At 62.6% G+C, this 17370-nt stretch carries 9 protein-coding genes and 2 pseudogenes; 2 read left to right on the top strand and 9 right to left on the bottom strand.

The window, feature by feature from the left end; genetic code table 11:
- Positions 1-7: 7 nt before the first annotated feature.
- From ACU688_RS15780 to ACU688_RS15820, 9 genes and pseudogenes are all read right to left on the bottom strand, one after another.
- Positions 8-2025 (bottom strand): annotated as a pseudogene (locus ACU688_RS15780) (ribonucleoside triphosphate reductase).
- A gap of 846 nt (positions 2026-2871) precedes the next feature.
- Positions 2872-3858, bottom strand: coding sequence for a GTP 3',8-cyclase MoaA (gene moaA / locus ACU688_RS15785; RefSeq protein WP_448185501.1), 987 nt, complete (start codon positions 3856-3858; stop codon positions 2872-2874).
- A 1-nt stretch (position 3859) separates the two neighbouring features.
- On the bottom strand, positions 3860-4675 hold the full coding sequence (locus tag ACU688_RS15790) for a peptidylprolyl isomerase (RefSeq protein ID WP_448185502.1): 816 nt from the start codon (positions 4673-4675) through the stop codon (positions 3860-3862).
- Positions 4676-4685: 10 nt separating this feature from the next.
- A complete protein-coding gene (narI, locus tag ACU688_RS15795) occupies positions 4686-5366 on the bottom strand; it encodes a respiratory nitrate reductase subunit gamma (RefSeq protein WP_448185503.1) in 681 nt (226 codons plus the stop codon).
- On the bottom strand, positions 5359-6114 hold the full coding sequence (gene narJ, locus ACU688_RS15800; RefSeq protein ID WP_448185504.1) for a nitrate reductase molybdenum cofactor assembly chaperone: 756 nt from the start codon (positions 6112-6114) through the stop codon (positions 5359-5361). Before narJ ends, narI begins: the two co-directional genes overlap by 8 nt.
- A gap of 3 nt (positions 6115-6117) precedes the next feature.
- Positions 6118-7656 (bottom strand): nitrate reductase subunit beta, encoded by a 1539-nt coding sequence (gene narH / locus ACU688_RS15805; protein ID WP_017735786.1) that lies wholly within the window; start codon positions 7654-7656, stop codon positions 6118-6120.
- Position 7657: 1 nt separating this feature from the next.
- The gene (locus ACU688_RS15810) at positions 7658-11431 is read right to left on the bottom strand and encodes a nitrate reductase subunit alpha (RefSeq protein ID WP_448185505.1); all 3774 of its coding nucleotides are present in this window, start codon (positions 11429-11431) and stop codon (positions 7658-7660) included.
- Between the two features lie 57 nt (positions 11432-11488).
- The gene (locus ACU688_RS15815; protein WP_448185506.1) at positions 11489-12886 is read right to left on the bottom strand and encodes a NarK family nitrate/nitrite MFS transporter; all 1398 of its coding nucleotides are present in this window, start codon (positions 12884-12886) and stop codon (positions 11489-11491) included.
- Between the two features lie 2 nt (positions 12887-12888).
- Positions 12889-14139: an MFS transporter gene (locus ACU688_RS15820; RefSeq protein ID WP_448185507.1), complete on the bottom strand. Its 1251-nt coding sequence runs from the start codon at positions 14137-14139 to the stop codon at positions 12889-12891.
- Between the two features lie 310 nt (positions 14140-14449).
- Here ACU688_RS15820 and ACU688_RS15825 point away from each other — a divergent pair.
- Positions 14450-16242: pseudogene (locus tag ACU688_RS15825) on the top strand (HAMP domain-containing protein).
- Positions 16239-16886 carry a two-component system response regulator NarL gene (gene narL, locus ACU688_RS15830; protein ID WP_448185508.1) on the top strand — a complete coding sequence of 216 codons (648 nt, stop codon included), beginning with the start codon at positions 16239-16241 and terminating at the stop codon, positions 16884-16886. Before ACU688_RS15825 ends, narL begins: the two are co-directional and overlap by 4 nt.
- The last annotated feature ends 484 nt before the right edge of the window (positions 16887-17370 follow it).

The following is a 17370-nucleotide window of genomic DNA, read 5'->3' on the forward strand; positions in this document are numbered from 1 at the left end:
GAAAAACTTAGTGGGCCGCGGCCAAGACCTCATCGCACTTCGGGCAAAACTCGTGTTCGCCCGCGAGATAGCCGTGCACCGGGCAGATCGAGAACGTTGGCGTGACCGTGAGGTACGGCAGGCGGAAACGTCCCAGCGCCTTGCGCACCAATTGTTTGCAGGCCTGGGTCGAAGAAATCTGTTCGGCCATATAAAGGTGCAACACGGTGCCGCCGGTGTACTTGCATTGCAGTTCGTCTTGCAGCTCCAGGGCCTCGAACGGGTCCTGGGTAAAACCCACTGGCAATTGCGATGAATTGGTGTAGTACGGCGCGACGTCACTGCCGGCTTGCAGGATGTGCGGGTAGCGCTTGCGATCTTCCTTGGCAAAACGGTAAGTGGTGCCTTCCGCCGGCGTCGCTTCGAGGTTGTAGAGGTGGCCGGTGTCTTCCTGGAAACGCAGCAAGGTGGCGCGCACATGGTCGAGCAGCTTGAGGGCGAACTCACGGCCCTGGGCGGTATGCATGCCCTGCTCGTCGCCGCTGAAATTGCGCAGCATCTCGTGCATGCCATTGAGGCCGATGGTGGAGAAGTGATTGCGCAGCGTGCCCAGGTAGCGCTTGGTGTACGGGTAGAGGCCGGCGTCCATATGGTGCTGGATCACCTTGCGCTTGACCTCCAGGCTTTCCATCGCCAGTTGCATCAGCTGATCGAGGCGTTGCAGCAGGCCCGAGGTGTCGCCCTTGAACAAATAACCCAGGCGCGCGCAGTTGATCGTCACCACGCCCAGGCTGCCGGTCTGCTCCGCCGAACCGAACAAACCACCGCCGCGCTTGAGCAGCTCGCGCACGTCCAATTGCAGGCGGCAGCACATCGAGCGCACCTGGTTGGGCTGCATATCGGAATTGAGGAAGTTCTGGAAATACGGCAAGCCATAGCGCGCCGTCATCTCGAACAGGCGATCGGCGTTGGCGCTGTCCCAGGGGAAATCGTGGGTGATGTTGTAGGTCGGAATCGGGAAGGTGAACACCCGGCCCTTGGCGTCCCCGGCCTGCATCACTTCGATGTAGGCGCGGTTGATCAGCTCCATTTCGGCTTGCAGCTCGCCATAGGCAAACGGCATTTCTTCACCGCCGATCACCGGGATTTGCTCGCGCAGATCCTCGGGGCACACCCAGTCGAACGTGAGGTTGGTGAACGGCGTCTGGGTGCCCCAGCGCGACGGCACGTTGAGGTTGTAGATGAACTCCTGCACCGCCTGGCGCACTTCGGGGTAGCTCAGTTGATCCTTGCGCACATAGGGCGCCAGGTAGGTGTCGAACGAGCTGAATGCCTGGGCGCCGGCCCATTCGTTTTGCAGGGTGCCGAGGAAGTTGACCATCTGCCCCAGCGCGCTGCTCAAGTGCTTGGGCGGCCCCGCCTCGACCCGCCCTGGTACACCGTTGAGGCCTTCGTGCAGCAACGAGCGTAGCGACCAACCGGCGCAGTAGCCGGCGAGCATGTCCAGGTCATGGATATGCAGGTCGGCCTCACGGTGGGCGCGGCCGATGTGTTCGCTGTAGACCTCGTCTAGCCAGTAATTGGCGGTGACTTTGCCCGCGACATTGAGTACCAGGCCGCCGAGGGAGTAGCCCTGGTTGGCGTTGGCTTGCACGCGCCAGTCTTCGCGGTCGAGGTATTCGTTCATCGAGGTGGCGACTTCCACCAGGGTCTTGCGGTCGCGGCGCAGGCGGACGTGTTGTTCGCGGTAGACGATGTAGGCGCGCATTGAGCGGAAGTGGCCGGCGTCCATCAAGACGCGCTCGACGCTGTCCTGGATTTGCTCGACGTCCAATGGTTGGATGCCCTTTAGGCGTTCTAGCACGGCGCTTAGCAGCAGGTCGGCTTCGGTGGGTTGGTATTCGGTGGTGGCGTTGCCGGCGGCGATCAGGGCTTGGCGGATTTTTTCGGCGTCGAAGGGGGCCAGGGTGCCGTCGCGTTTGTGGAGGTGGGTGCTGGCCAGCGGGGTGAGAGCGGTTTGCATTGGGGGCTCCTAGCACTACATATAGATGTTTTTTTCTGCGCGGACACAAGATGCAGTGATGGTATGGAGGTTGGGTTGGGGGGGCATTGATCGGGGTCAAGTTTTTTTAGATCGGGGGCATATCCATTTCTTCGGTAACGGCTACCTATGGTTCCGCCCTTACGGCGGGTCACTTTTGGAAAAGAGCCCCAAAAGTAACCAAAAGGGCTCTTGCCCCAACACTCGGTGCCTCGCCTAGGCTCGGCATGCCCGTAATCCGACATGGATTTGGGGGGCCGCCGCCACGCGCCATCCATGGCGCGGGGCGGCTAAACCGGCATCCCTGCCGGTTTACCCCCCAAATCCATGTCGAATTCCGGCCAGCGTGTTTAACGGGGCGCCCAAGATCAAAATCAAAAGCAAAGCGAGGCGGCCTGACAGCCGGCCTGATCGATGAAGCGTGCACGTTTCCCTGTGGGAGCTGGCTTGCCTGCGATGGCATCAACTGGGTGTGCCTGATGTACCGAGGTGTCTGCATCGCAGGCAAGCCAGCTCCCACATTTCAAACCGAGATCGACACAAAAAATCGGTCGGCTTTCAGGCCGCCGCGCTCTTGCTTTTGATCTTACTTGCCCCGTCAAACACGCTGGCCGAACGCAGGCTTGAATCCGTGGGCAACCCGGAAGGACGCCGGGTTAGCCGCCCCGCGCCATGGATGGCGCGTGGCGGCGGCCCACGGATTCAAGCCTGCGTTCGGGCACACCGAGCCTAGGCGAGGTGCCGAGTGTTGGGGCAAGAGCCCTTTGGTTACTTTGGGGCTTTTCCAAAGTGACCCGCCGTAAGGGCGGAACCATAAGCCGCCGTTACCTAACCAACGGATATGTACACGGTCACCCCCCACTCACACTCATAAACCGCACCACCTGCACCTCCCCCGCCCCAGTAAATTCATGCCGCAACGGCTTCCCCTTCAACGCCCCCATCAACGCTTCGACCACCGGCCTATCATCCAACGGAGCCCCCCTGAGCAACCCCCGCAAATCCACCGATTCCTCCTGCCCCAAACACAACAACAACCTTCCCTCCACCGTCACCCGCACCCGATTACAACTGCCACAAAAATTATGCGAATTCGGCGAAATAAACCCAATGCGCGTCCGAGGATGCCGCACCAACCGCACATACCGCGCCGGCCCCCCACTCGTCTCAGCACTGTCGAGCAACTCATATTCCCGGGCGATCACCGCACGCACTTCATCACTGGCACAAAACGTCTCCCCCCGCGACCGCCCCACATCCCCCAGGGGCATTTCCTCGATAAAACTGATATCGATCCCCCGCTCAATGGCGTACCGAACCAACCCCGGCACCTCATCAAAATTGCGCCCCTTCATCACCACGCAGTTGAGCTTGACCCGCTCAAACCCCGCACCACTGGCCGCGTCGATCCCCTCCAGCACCTGGCGCAAATCACCGTTGCGGGTGATCGCCCGAAACCGCTCGGGATCAAGACTGTCGAGGCTGATATTCATGCGCTTGACCCCCGCCTCCACCAACGGCCGCGCCAACCGCGCCAGCTGCGAGCCATTGCTGGTCATCACCAGCTCCCGCAAGCCCGGCAATGCCGCAATGTTGCGGCACAAGCCGACAATCCCCGGGCGGATCAGCGGTTCGCCGCCGGTGAGGCGGATCTTGCGCACGCCCTGCCCCACAAACAGCGCAGCCAGGCGCTCCAGTTCTTCCAGGTTCAGCACCTGTTGGCGCGGCAGGAAGGTCATGGTTTTCGCCATGCAATACACACAGCGAAAATCACAGCGGTCGGTCACCGACAAGCGCAGGTAGTCAATCGAACGGCCAAGCCCATCCACCAGGCTCATGTCACTGCACCAACGGCGAGTCGGCGCCCGGCAAGGCGAGGCCACGGATGTCTGCCGCGCCAATCAGGGTGTGCAGGTATTGCACCAGCGCCTTCTGCCACACGCCTTGCTGCAACTGGGTTCGGATCGCGCCGGCCACTGCTTCGTAGGGCAACGGTTGGCCTTCGACGCGCTGGTCGATGCTGATCACGTGCCAGCCGTAGCGGCTTTCCAGAGGTTTGTCGGCCAGGCCCGGCGCCAGGGTGAACAGCTGCCGCTCCAGTTCCGGCACGGTCTGGCCCTTGCTGATCTGGCCCAGCGAACCGCCCTGGGCCTTGGACGGGCACGCCGAGTATTTGAGGGCCAGTTCGGCAAAGCTGCCAGGTTCCTGGGCCAGGCTCAGCAGCAGGATTTCGGCCTGCACATGGGCCATCTGCCGCGCCTCGGCGTCGTCCGGCGCGCATTCGAGGAGGATGTGCCGCACCGCCAGCAACGGCGCGCTGTGGAAGCGCCCGTGATTGCTGTCGAAGTAGTGCAGGCATGTCGCCTCGTCGCACTGCGGCACGCTGATTTCACGCTCCAGCAGCAAGCGGGTGGCCGCTTCTTCTTCGTTCTCGCCGGGGGCGATGTCCACCGCCAGGCCGAGTGCGCTGATACGCTGCTGCAACAGCTCGCGGATCACCAATGCGCGGGCGGCCAGGTACACCGCCGACTCGCGGCTTTCGGCCGGGTGATATTGCAACTCCAGGGCCATCGCCTCGGGTGTGATCAGCACACCGTTGACGCTGACGATGGGCCATTCCTGGGCACTGCTGGCGATCAATTCAGGCTGGTTCATCTCGCTCTCCTCAACCCTTCTGCCGCACGATTTGATAACGCCGCCCCAGGTACCAGATCGGCGCGCTGACCACGTGCACCAAACGGGTAAACGGGAACAGCACAAACAAGGTCAGGCCCAGCGCCACATGAGCCTTGTAGATCAACGACACCGGCGCAATCGCCGCCGCCGCTTCCACCGGCCGCAACAGCACCACGTTCTGCGCCCAGTCGGCGAGCATCACCATCACCGAGCCGTCCATATGGCCGGTGGACGCGACGATGGTCAGCAAGCCCAGCAGCAACTGCGCGAGCAGCACCAACAGGATGAGAATGTCCGACGCACTCGACGTCGCCCGCACCCGTGGATCGCTGAGGCGGCGCTTGACCAGCATCAACAAACCCACCAGGCACAGCAGGCCGAAAAAGCCACCGGAGACCATCGCCAGCAACTGCTTGTTCTCAGTGCTGATGACGTGGTGGTACACCGACGCCGGCGTGAGCAGGCCGACAAAATGCCCGGCCAATACAAACAGCACGCCGATATGGAACAAGTTGCTCGCCACGCGCATGCCACGGTTGTTGAGCATCTGGCTGGAGCCGGCCTTCCAGGTGTACTGCGCCAGGTCGAATCGCGCCCAGCTGCCCAACAGGCAGATCGCCAGGGCGACATAGGGATAAACCCCGAATACGAGCAAATTCCACTTAGACATTACCCACCTCCCCGGCCGGCACGGCGGCCGGCCCTTGCTGCTGAAAATCCACCCAGTGCAACGGCACGGCGCTTTCTTCGCGGGCCTTGCCCGGAGTGCTCGGCAGTGCGCTGCAACGGTCCTGCTGTTCGGCCTGCATAAAGTCCACGGCCTCCTCTTCCCAGACCTTGTCGAGGGCTTCGAGGGAGTCGTCACGCGGCTCGGCCGCCACCTGCGCACGCACCTCGGCCACGGCCTGGTGCGGCTCCGCGCCGGCGATCTGCAACAGCGCACGGAAGCAACTGGCGTAGGCGCTCTCGCGCTCTTCCAGACGCGCGCCGAGCAAGGCCAGCAGGTGCGCCACATCCGCCAGCCCTTCACGGGCCTCGATGTCTTCGCGGGTGGACAAGAACTCCAGGTACAGCGGGATGTAGTCCGGCAGCTCCTTGACGCCAATGGCAAACCCGGCCGCCTCGTACTGGGCCATCATGTCCACCATGGCCTGGCCACGGTCGCGGGATTCGCCGTGCACGTGCTCAAACAACAGCAGCGACAACGAACGCCCACGGCCAAACAGCGCGCCGTAGTGTTCCTGGCCGTCCATCAGGTCATTGGCGCAGATCAGCTCCAGCAATTCGAACAGCGCGCCGCGTTGCTTGGGGCTGATTTCCCGCGACTCAATAATCGCCTGCTCCAACTCATCGCGGCCGTTCACCAGGCGTTCGGTGGGGTAGTCCAGCAGCAGCGAAATCACGTTAAGAATGCGCATGGCTCAGTCCTCCCAGATCTGTACGGTTTTCAACACGTCGCGGCGGTTGGCCTTCTTCGCGCCGAACATATTGGTGTCGGAACTGCCGCTGCAGCCGCTGCCAAAGCTGAAGCCACAACCGGAACGCTCGGCGAACGCGTCGCTCATGGCGTCTTCACGGTGGGCGCTAGGGACGACAAAACGGTCTTCGTAATTGGCGATGGCCAGGTAGCGGTACATCTCTTCCACCTGGGGCACGCTCAGGCCGACGTCTTCGAGCACTTGCAGGTCCTGCACGCCGTCCACTTGCTGGGAACGCTTGAAGGCACGCATGGCCAACAGGCGTTTCAGGGCACGCTTGACCGGCTTTTCATCGCCCGCCGTGAGCATGTTGGCCAGGTAACGCAGAGGGATGCGCAGGCTGTCGACATCCGGGATCACGCCGTTCATGCCCACGGTGCCGGCAGCGGCGGCGTTCTGGATCGGTGAGAGTGGCGGCACGTACCAGACCATCGGCAAAGTGCGGTATTCGGGGTGCAACGGCAGGGCGAGCTTCCAGTCCACGGCCATTTTGTACACCGGCGAACGCTGCGCCGAGTCGATCACCGACTGCGGCACGCCATCGGCCAGGGCCTGGCGGATCACTGCGGGGTCGTTGGGGTCGAGGAAGATCTCCAGCTGCTTCTCGTACAGGTCCTGCTCGCTGGCGGTGCTCGCCACTTCGCTGATGCGGTCGGCGTCGTAGAGCAACACGCCGAGGTAGCGGATGCGGCCGACGCAGGTTTCAGCGCACACGGTAGGCATGCCGGCTTCGATGCGCGGGTAGCAGAAGATGCACTTCTCGGATTTGCCGCTCTTCCAGTTGAAGTAGATCTTCTTGTATGGGCAGCCGCTGATGCACATGCGCCAGCCACGGCACTTCTCCTGGTCGATCAGCACGATGCCGTCTTCTTCACGCTTGTAGATCGCACCGCTGGGGCACGACGCCGCGCACGCCGGGTTGAGGCAGTGTTCGCACAGGCGCGGCAAGTACATCATGAACGTGTTTTCGTACTCGCCGTAGATGTCGGCCTGGATCTGGTCGAAGTTCTTGTCCTTGCGGCGCTTGGCAAACTCGGTGCCGAGGATTTCTTCCCAGTTGGGGCCCCACTCGATTTTCTGCATGCGTTTGCCCGACACCACCGAACGCGGGCGGGCGGTGGGTTGGTGCTCGCCCAATGGCGCGGTATGCAGGTGCTGGTAGTCGAAGTCGAACGGCTCGTAGTAGTCGTCCAGGCCCGGCAGGTCGGGGTTGGCGAACAGGTTGGCGAGCACACGGAACTTGCCGCCGATGCGCGGGTTGATGCTGCCGTTGGCGTTGCGCACCCAGCCGCCCTTCCACTTGTCCTGGTTCTCCCACTCCTTGGGGTAGCCGATGCCGGGTTTCGATTCGACGTTGTTGAACCAGGCGTATTCCATGCCTTCACGGCTGGTCCACACGTTTTTGCAGGTGATCGAGCAGGTGTGGCAGCCGATGCATTTGTCCAGGTTGAGGACCATGCCGATTTGTGAGCGGATCTTCATCTCAGTTCTCCTCGATATCAGTCGGCAATGGGCGTGGCAGGTCATCGCCGTGGGAGCCATCGAGCCAGTCGACCTTGGCCATCTTGCGCACCACGACAAACTCGTCGCGGTTGCAACCGACCGTGCCGTAATAGTTGAAACCGTAGGCCTGCTGGGCGTAGCCGCCGATCATGTGGGTCGGCTTGAGCACCACGCGGGTCACCGAGTTGTGGTGGCCGCCACGGGTCTTGGTGGTTTCCGAACCGGGCACGTTCACGATGCGTTCCTGGGCGTGGTACATCATCACCATGCCTTCCTTGACGCGCTGGCTGACCACCGCGCGCGCGGTCAGCGCGCCGTTGACGTTGAAGCATTCGATCCAGTCGTTGTCCTCGATGCCGGCGCGCTTGGCGTCGATTTCCGAGAGCCACACGATCGGCCCGCCACGGCTGAGGGTGAGCATCAGCAGGTTGTCGCTGTAGGTGCTGTGGATACCCCACTTCTGGTGCGGGGTGATCCAGTTCAGCACGATCTCCGGCTCGCCATTGCTGCGCTTGCCCTTCACGCCTTCGATGGTGCGGGTGTTGACCGGCGGCCGATAACTCATCAGCTGCTCGCCGAAGGCCTGCATCCACGGGTGGTCCTGGTAGAACTGCTGGCGGCCGGTGATGGTGCGCCATGGGATGTTTTCATGGACGTTGGTGTAGCCAGCGTTGTAGCTCACGTGCTCGTCTTCGAGGCCCGACCAGGTGGGGCTGGAAATGATCTTGCGTGGCTGCGCCTGGATATCGCGGAAACGGATGGCTTCGTGGGCCTTGGAAATCGCCAGGTGGCTGTGGTCGATGCCGGTGAATTCCGACAGCGCGGCCCAGGCTTTCAAGGCGACCTTGCCGTTGGTTTCCGGGGCCAGGGACAGGATCACCTCGGCCGCGTCGATGGCCGTGTCGATCTTCGGCCGGCCGTGGCTGATGCCCACATCGCCTTCGTGATGATTCAGCTCGCCGAGGAATTCGACTTCTTCCTCGGTGTTCCAGTTGATGCCCTTGCCGCCGTTGCCGAGCTTTTCCAGCAACGGGCCGAGGGAGGTGAATTTTTTGTAGATGTTCGGGTAGTCGCGCTCCACCACCGCCATGTTTGGCGCGTTCTTGCCGGGTACCGGTGCCACGCCGGCGCTTTTCCAGTCGGTGCCGCCAAAGGGCTGGGCCAGTTCGCCGATGCTGTCATGCATCAGCGGTACGGTGACCAGGTCTTTTTCCACACCGAGGTGCCCGACCGCCATGGCCGAGAACGCCTTGGCGATGCCCTTGTAGATTTCCCAGTCGGAACGCGACTCCCACGCCGGGTCGATGGCCGCCGACAACGGGTGGATAAACGGGTGCATGTCCGAGGTGTTCATGTCGTCTTTTTCGTACCAGGTGGCGGTCGGCAAGACGATGTCGGAATACACGCAGGTGGACGACATGCGGAAGTCCAGGGTGGTCACCAGGTCGAGCTTGCCAATGGCGCCGTCGTCGACCCATTCGGCTTCGGTGGGCTTGCTTTCGCCGCCAAAGCCGATGTCTTCGTTCATCACGCCGTTCTTGGTGCCCAGCAGGTACTTGAGCATGTACTCATGGCCCTTGCCCGACGAGCCGAGCAGGTTGGAGCGCCAGATAAACATGTTGCGCGGGAAGTTCACCGGGCTGTCCGGTTGTTCGCAGGCAAAACGTAAGGAGCCGTCCTGCCAGGACTTGACCACGTAGTCTTTGGGGTCCATGCCCGCTGCGGCCGCTTCACGGCAGATATGCAGCGGGTTGCGGTTGAGTTGCGGCGCGCTGGGCAGCCAGCCGGCGCGTTCGGCGCGGATGTTGTAGTCCAGGGCGTGGGTGGGGAACTGGGACTTGTCCGCCAGGGGCGAGAGCACGTCGTGCATGTTCATTTTTTCGTGGCGCCACTGCGAGCTGTGGCCGTAGAAGAAGCTGGTGCCGTTCATCTGCCGTGGTGGGCGGTTCCAGTCCAGGCCAAAGGCCAGGGGCAGCCAGCCGCATTGTGGGCGCAGTTTTTCCTGGCCGACGTAGTGGGCCCAGCCGCCGCCGGTCTGGCCGACACAACCGCAGAGCATGAGCATGTTGATCAGGCCACGGTAGTTCATGTCCATGTGGTACCAGTGGTTCATCGCCGCGCCGACGATGATCATCGAGCGGCCACGGGTCTTGTCGGCGTTGTCGGCAAACTCGCGGGCGATCTGGATCGCCTTCTCGCGGCTGACGCCGGTGATCGCTTCCTGCCACGCCGGAGTGCCCGGCACGCTCGCGTCGTCGTAGTCCCTGGCCACATTGCTGCCGCCCAGGCCACGGTCGATGGCCAGGTTGGCCGCCGACAGGTCGAACACCGTGGCGACCTTGGCCACACTGCCATCCGCCAGCACCACGCTGTGCACCGGCACGCGGCGGAACTGCACGGCTTCACCGGCCACGTGCTGGAAGTGTTCGTGGGCTTCGCCGGCAAAATACGGGAAGGCCACTTCGGCAACGTCGTCGCCGATCAGGCTGAGTTTCAGGTCGATGGCGCGGCCTTCACCGCCCTCTTTGGCGAGGATGTTCCACTTGCCCTTCTCGCCCCAGCGGTAGCCGATGGCGCCCTGTGGCGAGACCAGCGCGCCGCTTTCGTCGAGGGCGATGGTTTTCCATTCCGGGTTGTTGTCCTGGCCGAGGTTGTCGATCAGGTCCGAGGCGCGCAGGAAGCGGTCGGGCTGGAAGCCTGCGCCCGGGGCAAAACCGGTCACGGGCTTGAGCATCACCAGCACCGGCAAGTCGGTGTAGCGCTTGGCGTAGTCGGTGAAATACGGGCTCGGGTGGTCCAGGTGAAATTCCTTGAAGATCACATGGTTGAAGGCCTGGGCCAACGCCGCGTCGGTGCCCTGCTTGGGGTTGAGCCACAGGTCGGTGAGCTTGGCCACTTCCGAATAGTCGGGGGTGATGGCCACGGTCTTGGTGCCCTTGTAGCGCACCTCGGTGAAGAAGTGCGCGTCGGGGGTGCGGGTCTGCGGGACGTTGGAGCCCCAGGCAATGATGTAGTTGGAGTTGTACCAGTCGGCCGATTCCGGCACGTCGGTCTGCTCGCCCCACACCATCGGCGAGGCCGGTGGCAGGTCGCAGTACCAGTCGTAGAAGCTCAGGCACACGCCGCCGAGCAGCGACAGGTAACGGGAACCGGCGGCGTAGCTGACCATGGACATGGCCGGGATCGGCGAGAAGCCGACAATGCGGTCCGGCCCGTATTGCTTGATGGTGTAGACGTTGGAGGCGGCGATGATCTCATTCACCTCCTCCCAGTTGGAACGGATGAACCCGCCCATGCCACGCTTGCTCTTGTACGACTCGGCCTTGGCCTTGTCCTCGACAATGCTCGCCCAGGCCTCCACCGGCGCCAGGGTCAGGCGCGCTTCACGCCACAGCTTGAGCAACGGCTTGCGGATCTTCGGGTACTTGAGCCGGTTGGCGCTGTAGATGTACCAGCTGTAACTGGCGCCGCGCGGGCAGCCACGGGGTTCGTGGTTGGGCAGGTCGTTGCGGGTGCGCGGGTAGTCGGTCTGCTGGGTTTCCCAGGTAATCAGGCCGTTCTTCACGTAGATCTTCCACGAGCAGGAACCGGTGCAATTTACCCCGTGGGTGGAGCGCACGATCTTGTCGTACTGCCAGCGCGAACGGTAGACGTTTTCCCAGTCGCGGGACTCCTTGCGGGTCTCGCCGTGGCCGTCGGAGAACTCGTCTTGCTTGCGGTTGAAGAACCGCAGTTGATCCAATAAGTGACTCATGATGCTTTCCTCATCAGGCGTGCCGTGGGGTGCGTTGCCCCGCGAATTCGTGGTCGATCAGCAGGGTGTGGCGCAGCCTTTGCGGGCGTACCACCACCAGGTCACGACGATGCAGCTCAGGTAGAAACCGACAAACAGGTAGAAGGCCATGGCCGGACTGCCGGTGGCGGCCATGGAAGTGCCAAAGGTCTTAGGGATGAAGAACGCGCCGAACGCGCCCATGGCCGAGCTGAAGCCCAGCACCGCGGCGGACTCCTTGCCGGCGTCCTTCAAGGCTTGTTCACGCACGGCCGGCGGTTGGCCGGCGCTGGCTTTCTCGTGAACGGTGCGGAAGATCACCGGGATCATGCGGAAGGTGGAGCCGTTGCCAATGCCGGTGGTGATGAACAGCAACATGAACAGGCCCAGGAAACCGTAGAAGTTGCCCGCCTCGCCCTGCTGCGGCAAAAAGTGCAGCACACCGAACACCATCACGATCATCAGCACGAAGTTCCACAGGGTCACTCGCGCACCGCCCAGTTTGTCCGCCAGCCAGCCGCCCAACGGGCGTACCAAGGCACCCACCAGCGGGCCGAGGAAGGCGAACTTCAGCGCCACCACTTCGGGAAACGAGGTCTTGATGAGCAATGGGAACGCCGCCGAGAAGCCGATGAACGAGCCAAAGGTCGCCAGGTACAACCAGCACATCAGCCAGTTGTGCTTGCGCTTGAAGATCACCGCCTGGTCGCTGAACGAGGCGCGGGCGCTGGACAGGTCATTCATGCCGAACCACGCCGCCACGGTGACGATCAGGATGAACGGCACCCAGATGAATCCAGCGTTCTGCAACCACAAGTGGCTGCCGTCCGCCAGGGTTTGCGGCTGACCACCGAGGGCGCCGAAGGCCGCAAAGGTGATCACCAGCGGCACGCAGAACTGCATCACCGACACCCCCAGGTTGCCGAGGCCGGCGTTCAAACCGAGGGCGGTGCCCTGCTGGGACTTGGGGTAGAAAAAGCTGATATTGGACATGCTGGAGGCGAAGTTGCCGCCGCCAAAACCGCAGAGCAAGGCGATCAGCACAAACACGCTGTACGGGGTGCTCGGGTCTTGCACCGCGAAGCCCATCCACAGCGACGGCAGCAGCAAGGAGGCGGTGCTCAGGGCGGTCCAGCGGCGCCCGCCGAAGATCGGCACCATGAACGAATAGAACACCCGCAACGTCGCACCCGACAGGCCCGGCAAGGCGGCCAGCCAGAACAGCTGGTCAGTGGTAAAGCTGAAGCCGATGGCGTTGAGGCGCACGATCACCGTGCTCCACACCATCCACACAGCAAACGCCAGCAATAGCGCGGGGATCGAGATCCACAGGTTGCGGGTCGCCGTCTTCTTGCCGCTGGCGCCCCAGAACGCCGGGTCTTCTGGGCGCCAGTCGTGGATCACCGGGCCCGAGTCGGGCTTTTGCGCGATAGACATGATCATTCTCCTTGGCCAGCTCGTTTGCCGAGCAACGGCTGTTTGCGGATTTCGCTGAGGTACATCCAGGTCAGGGACACCCAGACCACGCCGTACATCAACATGAAGCAGGAAGAGCGCACGCCGGTGAGGTCCACCAGGGCACCGAACATAATCGGCAGCACAAAGCCGCCCAGGCCACCGGCCAGACCGACGATGCCGGACACCGCGCCCATGTTGTGCGGGTAGTCATTGGCGATGTACTTGAAGACCGAGGCCTTGCCGAACGCGAAGGCGATGCCCATCACAAACAGCAGCACGGTGAACAGCGTGGGGTTGAGGCCGATATGGAAATCCAGCGGACCGTTGACGGTCATCACTTGCAGTTGGGTCTGTGGGTAGCTGAGCAGGAACAGGCAGATCCAGCTCACCCACAGCACCCACCAGGTCACGCTTTGCGCGCCCCAGCGGTCCGACATCCAACCGCCCACCGCGCGCAGCACACCGCCGGGCAGGGAGAAACACGCGGCCAACAGCGCGGCGCTTTGCAGGCTGAAACCGTATTCCTGCACGTAGTACTTGGTCACCCATAGGGCTAGCGCGACGTAGCCGCCGAAGACAATCGAGTAGTACTGGCAGTAGCGCCACACGGCCGGGTCTTTCAGGCACGCCAACTGCTCACGCAAGGTGGCGCCACCGGCACTGCGGTGCGCCTTGTTTTCGCTGGTGAGAAACCAGAACAGCAGCGCGGTGATAAACAGGATCGCGCTGAACACCTTGGGCACCAGGTGCCAGGTGCCGAGGGCGATCAGCGCCGGGGCGAGAAACTTGGTCACCGCCGCCCCGGCATTGCCGGCACCGAACACGCCCATGGCGAAACCCTGGTTGTCCTTGTCGAACCATTTGGCGACGTAGGCGATGCCCACCGAAAACGAACCGCCCGCCAAGCCGACAAACAGGCCGAGTACCAGGAACTGCCAGTAAGCGGTGGCGTAGGTGATCAGGTACAGCGGCAATACGCAGACCAACATCAGCAGAAAAAACACGATGCGCCCGCCGAAGCGATCCGTCAGCAGGCCCAGCGGCAGGCGCACCAGGGAACCGGTCAACACCGGCGTGGCGGCCAGCAGGCCGAACTGGGTTTCGTTGAGTTGCAGCAGGTCTTTGATCGGCACGCCGAGCACGGCGAACATCATCCACACCATAAAGCAGACGGTGAAGGCCAAGGTGCTCATGCCCAGCACCAGGCCTTGTCGCAGACGGGGTTGAGTCACGGTATGCGCTCCAGAAAGTGATTCCATGAGCGCAGGTTAGGGGCGACACCCCCGCAGAACTTGACCCAGATCAACGTGGGCCGGGTGGGTATGGGGCTATGCTGGCCCCGTCTACCTCCAAGGAGGTAGTCAAAAAATCAAGAGAAAACCTTTATTTATCAATGGATTGCTCTCTTGTGCCGGCTTTTATCCGTGGGAGGGTTCGCCGGCAATTCTTTAGAGGTAGTGCGCCAGGGAAGGCCACGTTCACCGCCCTTTCCCGTTCCAAGTGCAAGCATGCTGCTCCCCCACTCCGTTCGATTGCGCCGTCATGCTTGACTGGCTGCGCAGCTCCCTGCCCGCCCGCGCCGGCCTGGCGGTGATCCTGATCGCCATCCTCGCCCTGGCCAGTTCCCTCAGTGCCGGGCTGATCGCCTGGTTCAGCCAGGGCGACGCCGCCGCGATCAACACCGCCGGTTCCGTGCGCATGGAGACCTACCACCTCAGCTGGAAACTTGCCGCCGGCGCGCGCCCGGATGAAATCGCCGAAGTCAGCCAAAGCCTGCAACGGCGCCTCGACAGCCAGTCCCTGAAAGCCGTGCTCGAAGACGGCCCGCACAGTGCGCTGTTGCAGAGTTACCAGCAGATCCAGCAACGCTGGAACGCCGAACTGCGCCCAGCGGTGCTACGCGGCTGTTCCAGGCCCAGGCACCGGCGTTTGTCGAGCAACTGAACCGCTTCGTCAGCCTGTTGCAGCAACAGAGCGAGCACAAGCAAGGCTGGCAACAGGCGATCCAGGGCCTGGCGCTGTTCAGCACCTTGATCATCCTGCTGCTGGGTTTGTATGAGTTGCAGTACGGCGTAGTCACCCCGCTGCAAGAACTGGTGCACGCCACCCGACGCTTTCGTGACGGGGACTACCAGACCCGGGTCAACCACCGTTCCGACGACGAGCTTGGCCAACTGGCCCTGAGCTTCAACGCCATGGCCGCGACCATCGAAGCGTCCCATCGCACCCTCGAAAGCCAGGTGCAACTCAAGACCCTCAACCTGCAACAAGCCAACGCCGCCCTCGAACTGCTGTACCAAAGCAGCAGCAGCCTGGCCACACGCCTGGCCAATGCCGAGGGCCTCGACGAACTGATCCGGCGCTTCCAGAAACGCTTGCCGGGGCTGCGCTTGTCGCTGTGCCTGCAAGGCCACTTCCTGGCCCCAGCCCAGCAGATGCTCGCCCTGCACGGCGAGCACAGCCGCAACGTCTGCGCGATTGGCGATTGCGCCACCTGCGAGCGCGCCCATGTCGCGCCGCCGCAGGTGTTCAGCATCAGCAACCAGGGCGCCGAGTTGGGTGAACTCAAGGCGCACTTCCTCGACGGCCATGCGCCCCAGGACTGGGAGCAACAATTGATCCAGGCCCTGGCCAATCTGATCGGCACCTCGCTGTCCCTCAAACGCCAGCGCGAGCAGGACCACCGCCTGCTGCTGTTGGATGAGCGCACCATCATCGCCCGCGAACTGCACGACTCCCTGGCCCAGGCGCTGTCGTACATGAAGCTGCAAGTGAGCCGCATGCAAACCCTGATCCGCCGTGGCGAACCGGTGGAAAGCCTGGCCAGCGTCACCGCCGAACTGCGCGAAGGGTTGAACAACGCCTACCGCCAACTGCGTGAATTGCTCACCACCTTTCGCTTGCAGATCCACGACGCCGGTCTGGTGCAAGAACTGCAAGACACCGCCGCCGAATTCTCCGAGCGCGGCGAGTTCCAGGTGCACCTGCATGTGGACGCGCTGGCGTTCCAGCTGTCGGCCAGCGAACAGATCCACCTGTTGCAGATCACCCGCGAAGCCCTGTCCAACTGCCTGCGCCACGCCCATGCGCAGAATGCCTGGCTGCAACTGCGCCAGGTCGGCGAGACCGTCAGCCTGAGCATCGACGACGACGGCCGTGGTTTTTGCGGCGACGTGGACCAACGCGAACACCACGGCCTGACCATCATGGACGAACGCGCGCGCAGCCTACACGGCCACCTCGACATCAGCCCCCGCGAGCCCCAGGGCACCCGCGTGCAGCTGCGTTTCCAGCCGGAATTCCTCGGCCATTCCCTACAAGGCACCGCCCCATGAACACCGCCACGCGCCACCGTATCCTGCTGGTTGACGATCACCCGATGATGCGCCACGGCATGCGCCAGATTCTCGAACTGGAAGACGACCTGCACGTGGTCGGCGAGGCTGGCAACGGCCAGGAAGCCCTCGATCAGATCGCCAGTCTGCAACCGGACCTGGTGCTGCTGGACAACAACATGCCGCACATGAACGGCCTGGAAACCCTGCGCCGCCTGCGGGCCATGGACTATGCGGGCAAGGTGCTGCTGTTTACCGTGTCCGACGCTGAAGACGACGTGCGCGATGCGCTGCGGCTGGATGCCAATGGGTATTTGCTCAAGGACATGGAGCCGGAACTGGTGGTGGAGTTTATTCGTGATGCGTTGCATGGCGCGCTGGTGATCAGTCCCGGGTTGACCCGGGTGTTGGCCCAGGCGTTGCGCTCGCCGCAGCCGCATGCGGCGGTGGAATTGACCGAGCGGGAGCGGCAGGTGCTGCGTACGATTGCCAGTGGGTATAGCAATAAGGTGATTGGGCATAAGTTGGGGATTACGGAGGGGACGGTGAAGGTGCATGTGAAGAATTTGCTGCATAAGCTGGGGTTGAGGTCGCGGGTGGAGGCGGCGGTTTGGGCTATGGAACACCTGCGGCAGGTGGGGTGATTAGCCTTGTGTACATATCCGTTTCTTCGGTAACGGCCACTTAGGGTTCCGCCCTTACGGCGGCTCACTTTTGAAGAGCGCAAAAGTAAGCAAAACGCTCTTGCCCCAACACTCGGCACCTCGCCTAGGCTCGGTGTGCCCGTAATCCGACATGGATTTGGGGGGCCGCCGCCACGCGCCATCCATGGCGCGGGGCGGCTAAACCGGCATCCCTGCCGGTTTACCCCCCAAATCCATGCCGAATTCCGGCCAGCGTGTTTAACGGGGCGCCTAAGATCAAAAACAAAAGCGAGGCGGCCTAGTAGCCGACCTGATAGGTGAAGCGTGCGCGTTTCCCTGTGGGAGCTGGCTTGCCTGCGATGGCATCAACTAGGTATGCCTGATGTACCGAGTTGTCTGCATCGCAGGCAAGCCAGCTCCCACAGTTGCCGGTTCCCACAGTTGAATGGTGAGCGACTGGACAAAAACCGGTCGGCTTTAAGGC

This window comes from Pseudomonas acericola (SeqCode) (assembly GCF_053456465.1).

Bases quoted from the DNA above. Each gene is read 5' to 3' on its own strand.
- moaA (WP_448185501.1), bottom strand. From the start codon at position 3,858: ATGAGCCTGGTGGATGGGCTTGGCCGTTCGATTGACTACCTGCGCTTG.
- ACU688_RS15790 (WP_448185502.1), bottom strand. From the start codon at position 4,675: ATGAACCAGCCTGAATTGATCGCCAGCAGTGCCCAGGAATGGCCCATC.
- narI (WP_448185503.1), bottom strand. From the start codon at position 5,366: ATGTCTAAGTGGAATTTGCTCGTATTCGGGGTTTATCCCTATGTCGCC.
- narJ (WP_448185504.1), bottom strand. From the start codon at position 6,114: ATGCGCATTCTTAACGTGATTTCGCTGCTGCTGGACTACCCCACCGAA.
- narH (WP_017735786.1), bottom strand. From the start codon at position 7,656: ATGAAGATCCGCTCACAAATCGGCATGGTCCTCAACCTGGACAAATGC.
- ACU688_RS15810 (WP_448185505.1), bottom strand. From the start codon at position 11,431: ATGAGTCACTTATTGGATCAACTGCGGTTCTTCAACCGCAAGCAAGAC.
- ACU688_RS15815 (WP_448185506.1), bottom strand. From the start codon at position 12,886: ATGTCTATCGCGCAAAAGCCCGACTCGGGCCCGGTGATCCACGACTGG.
- narL (WP_448185508.1), top strand. From the start codon at position 16,239: ATGAACACCGCCACGCGCCACCGTATCCTGCTGGTTGACGATCACCCG.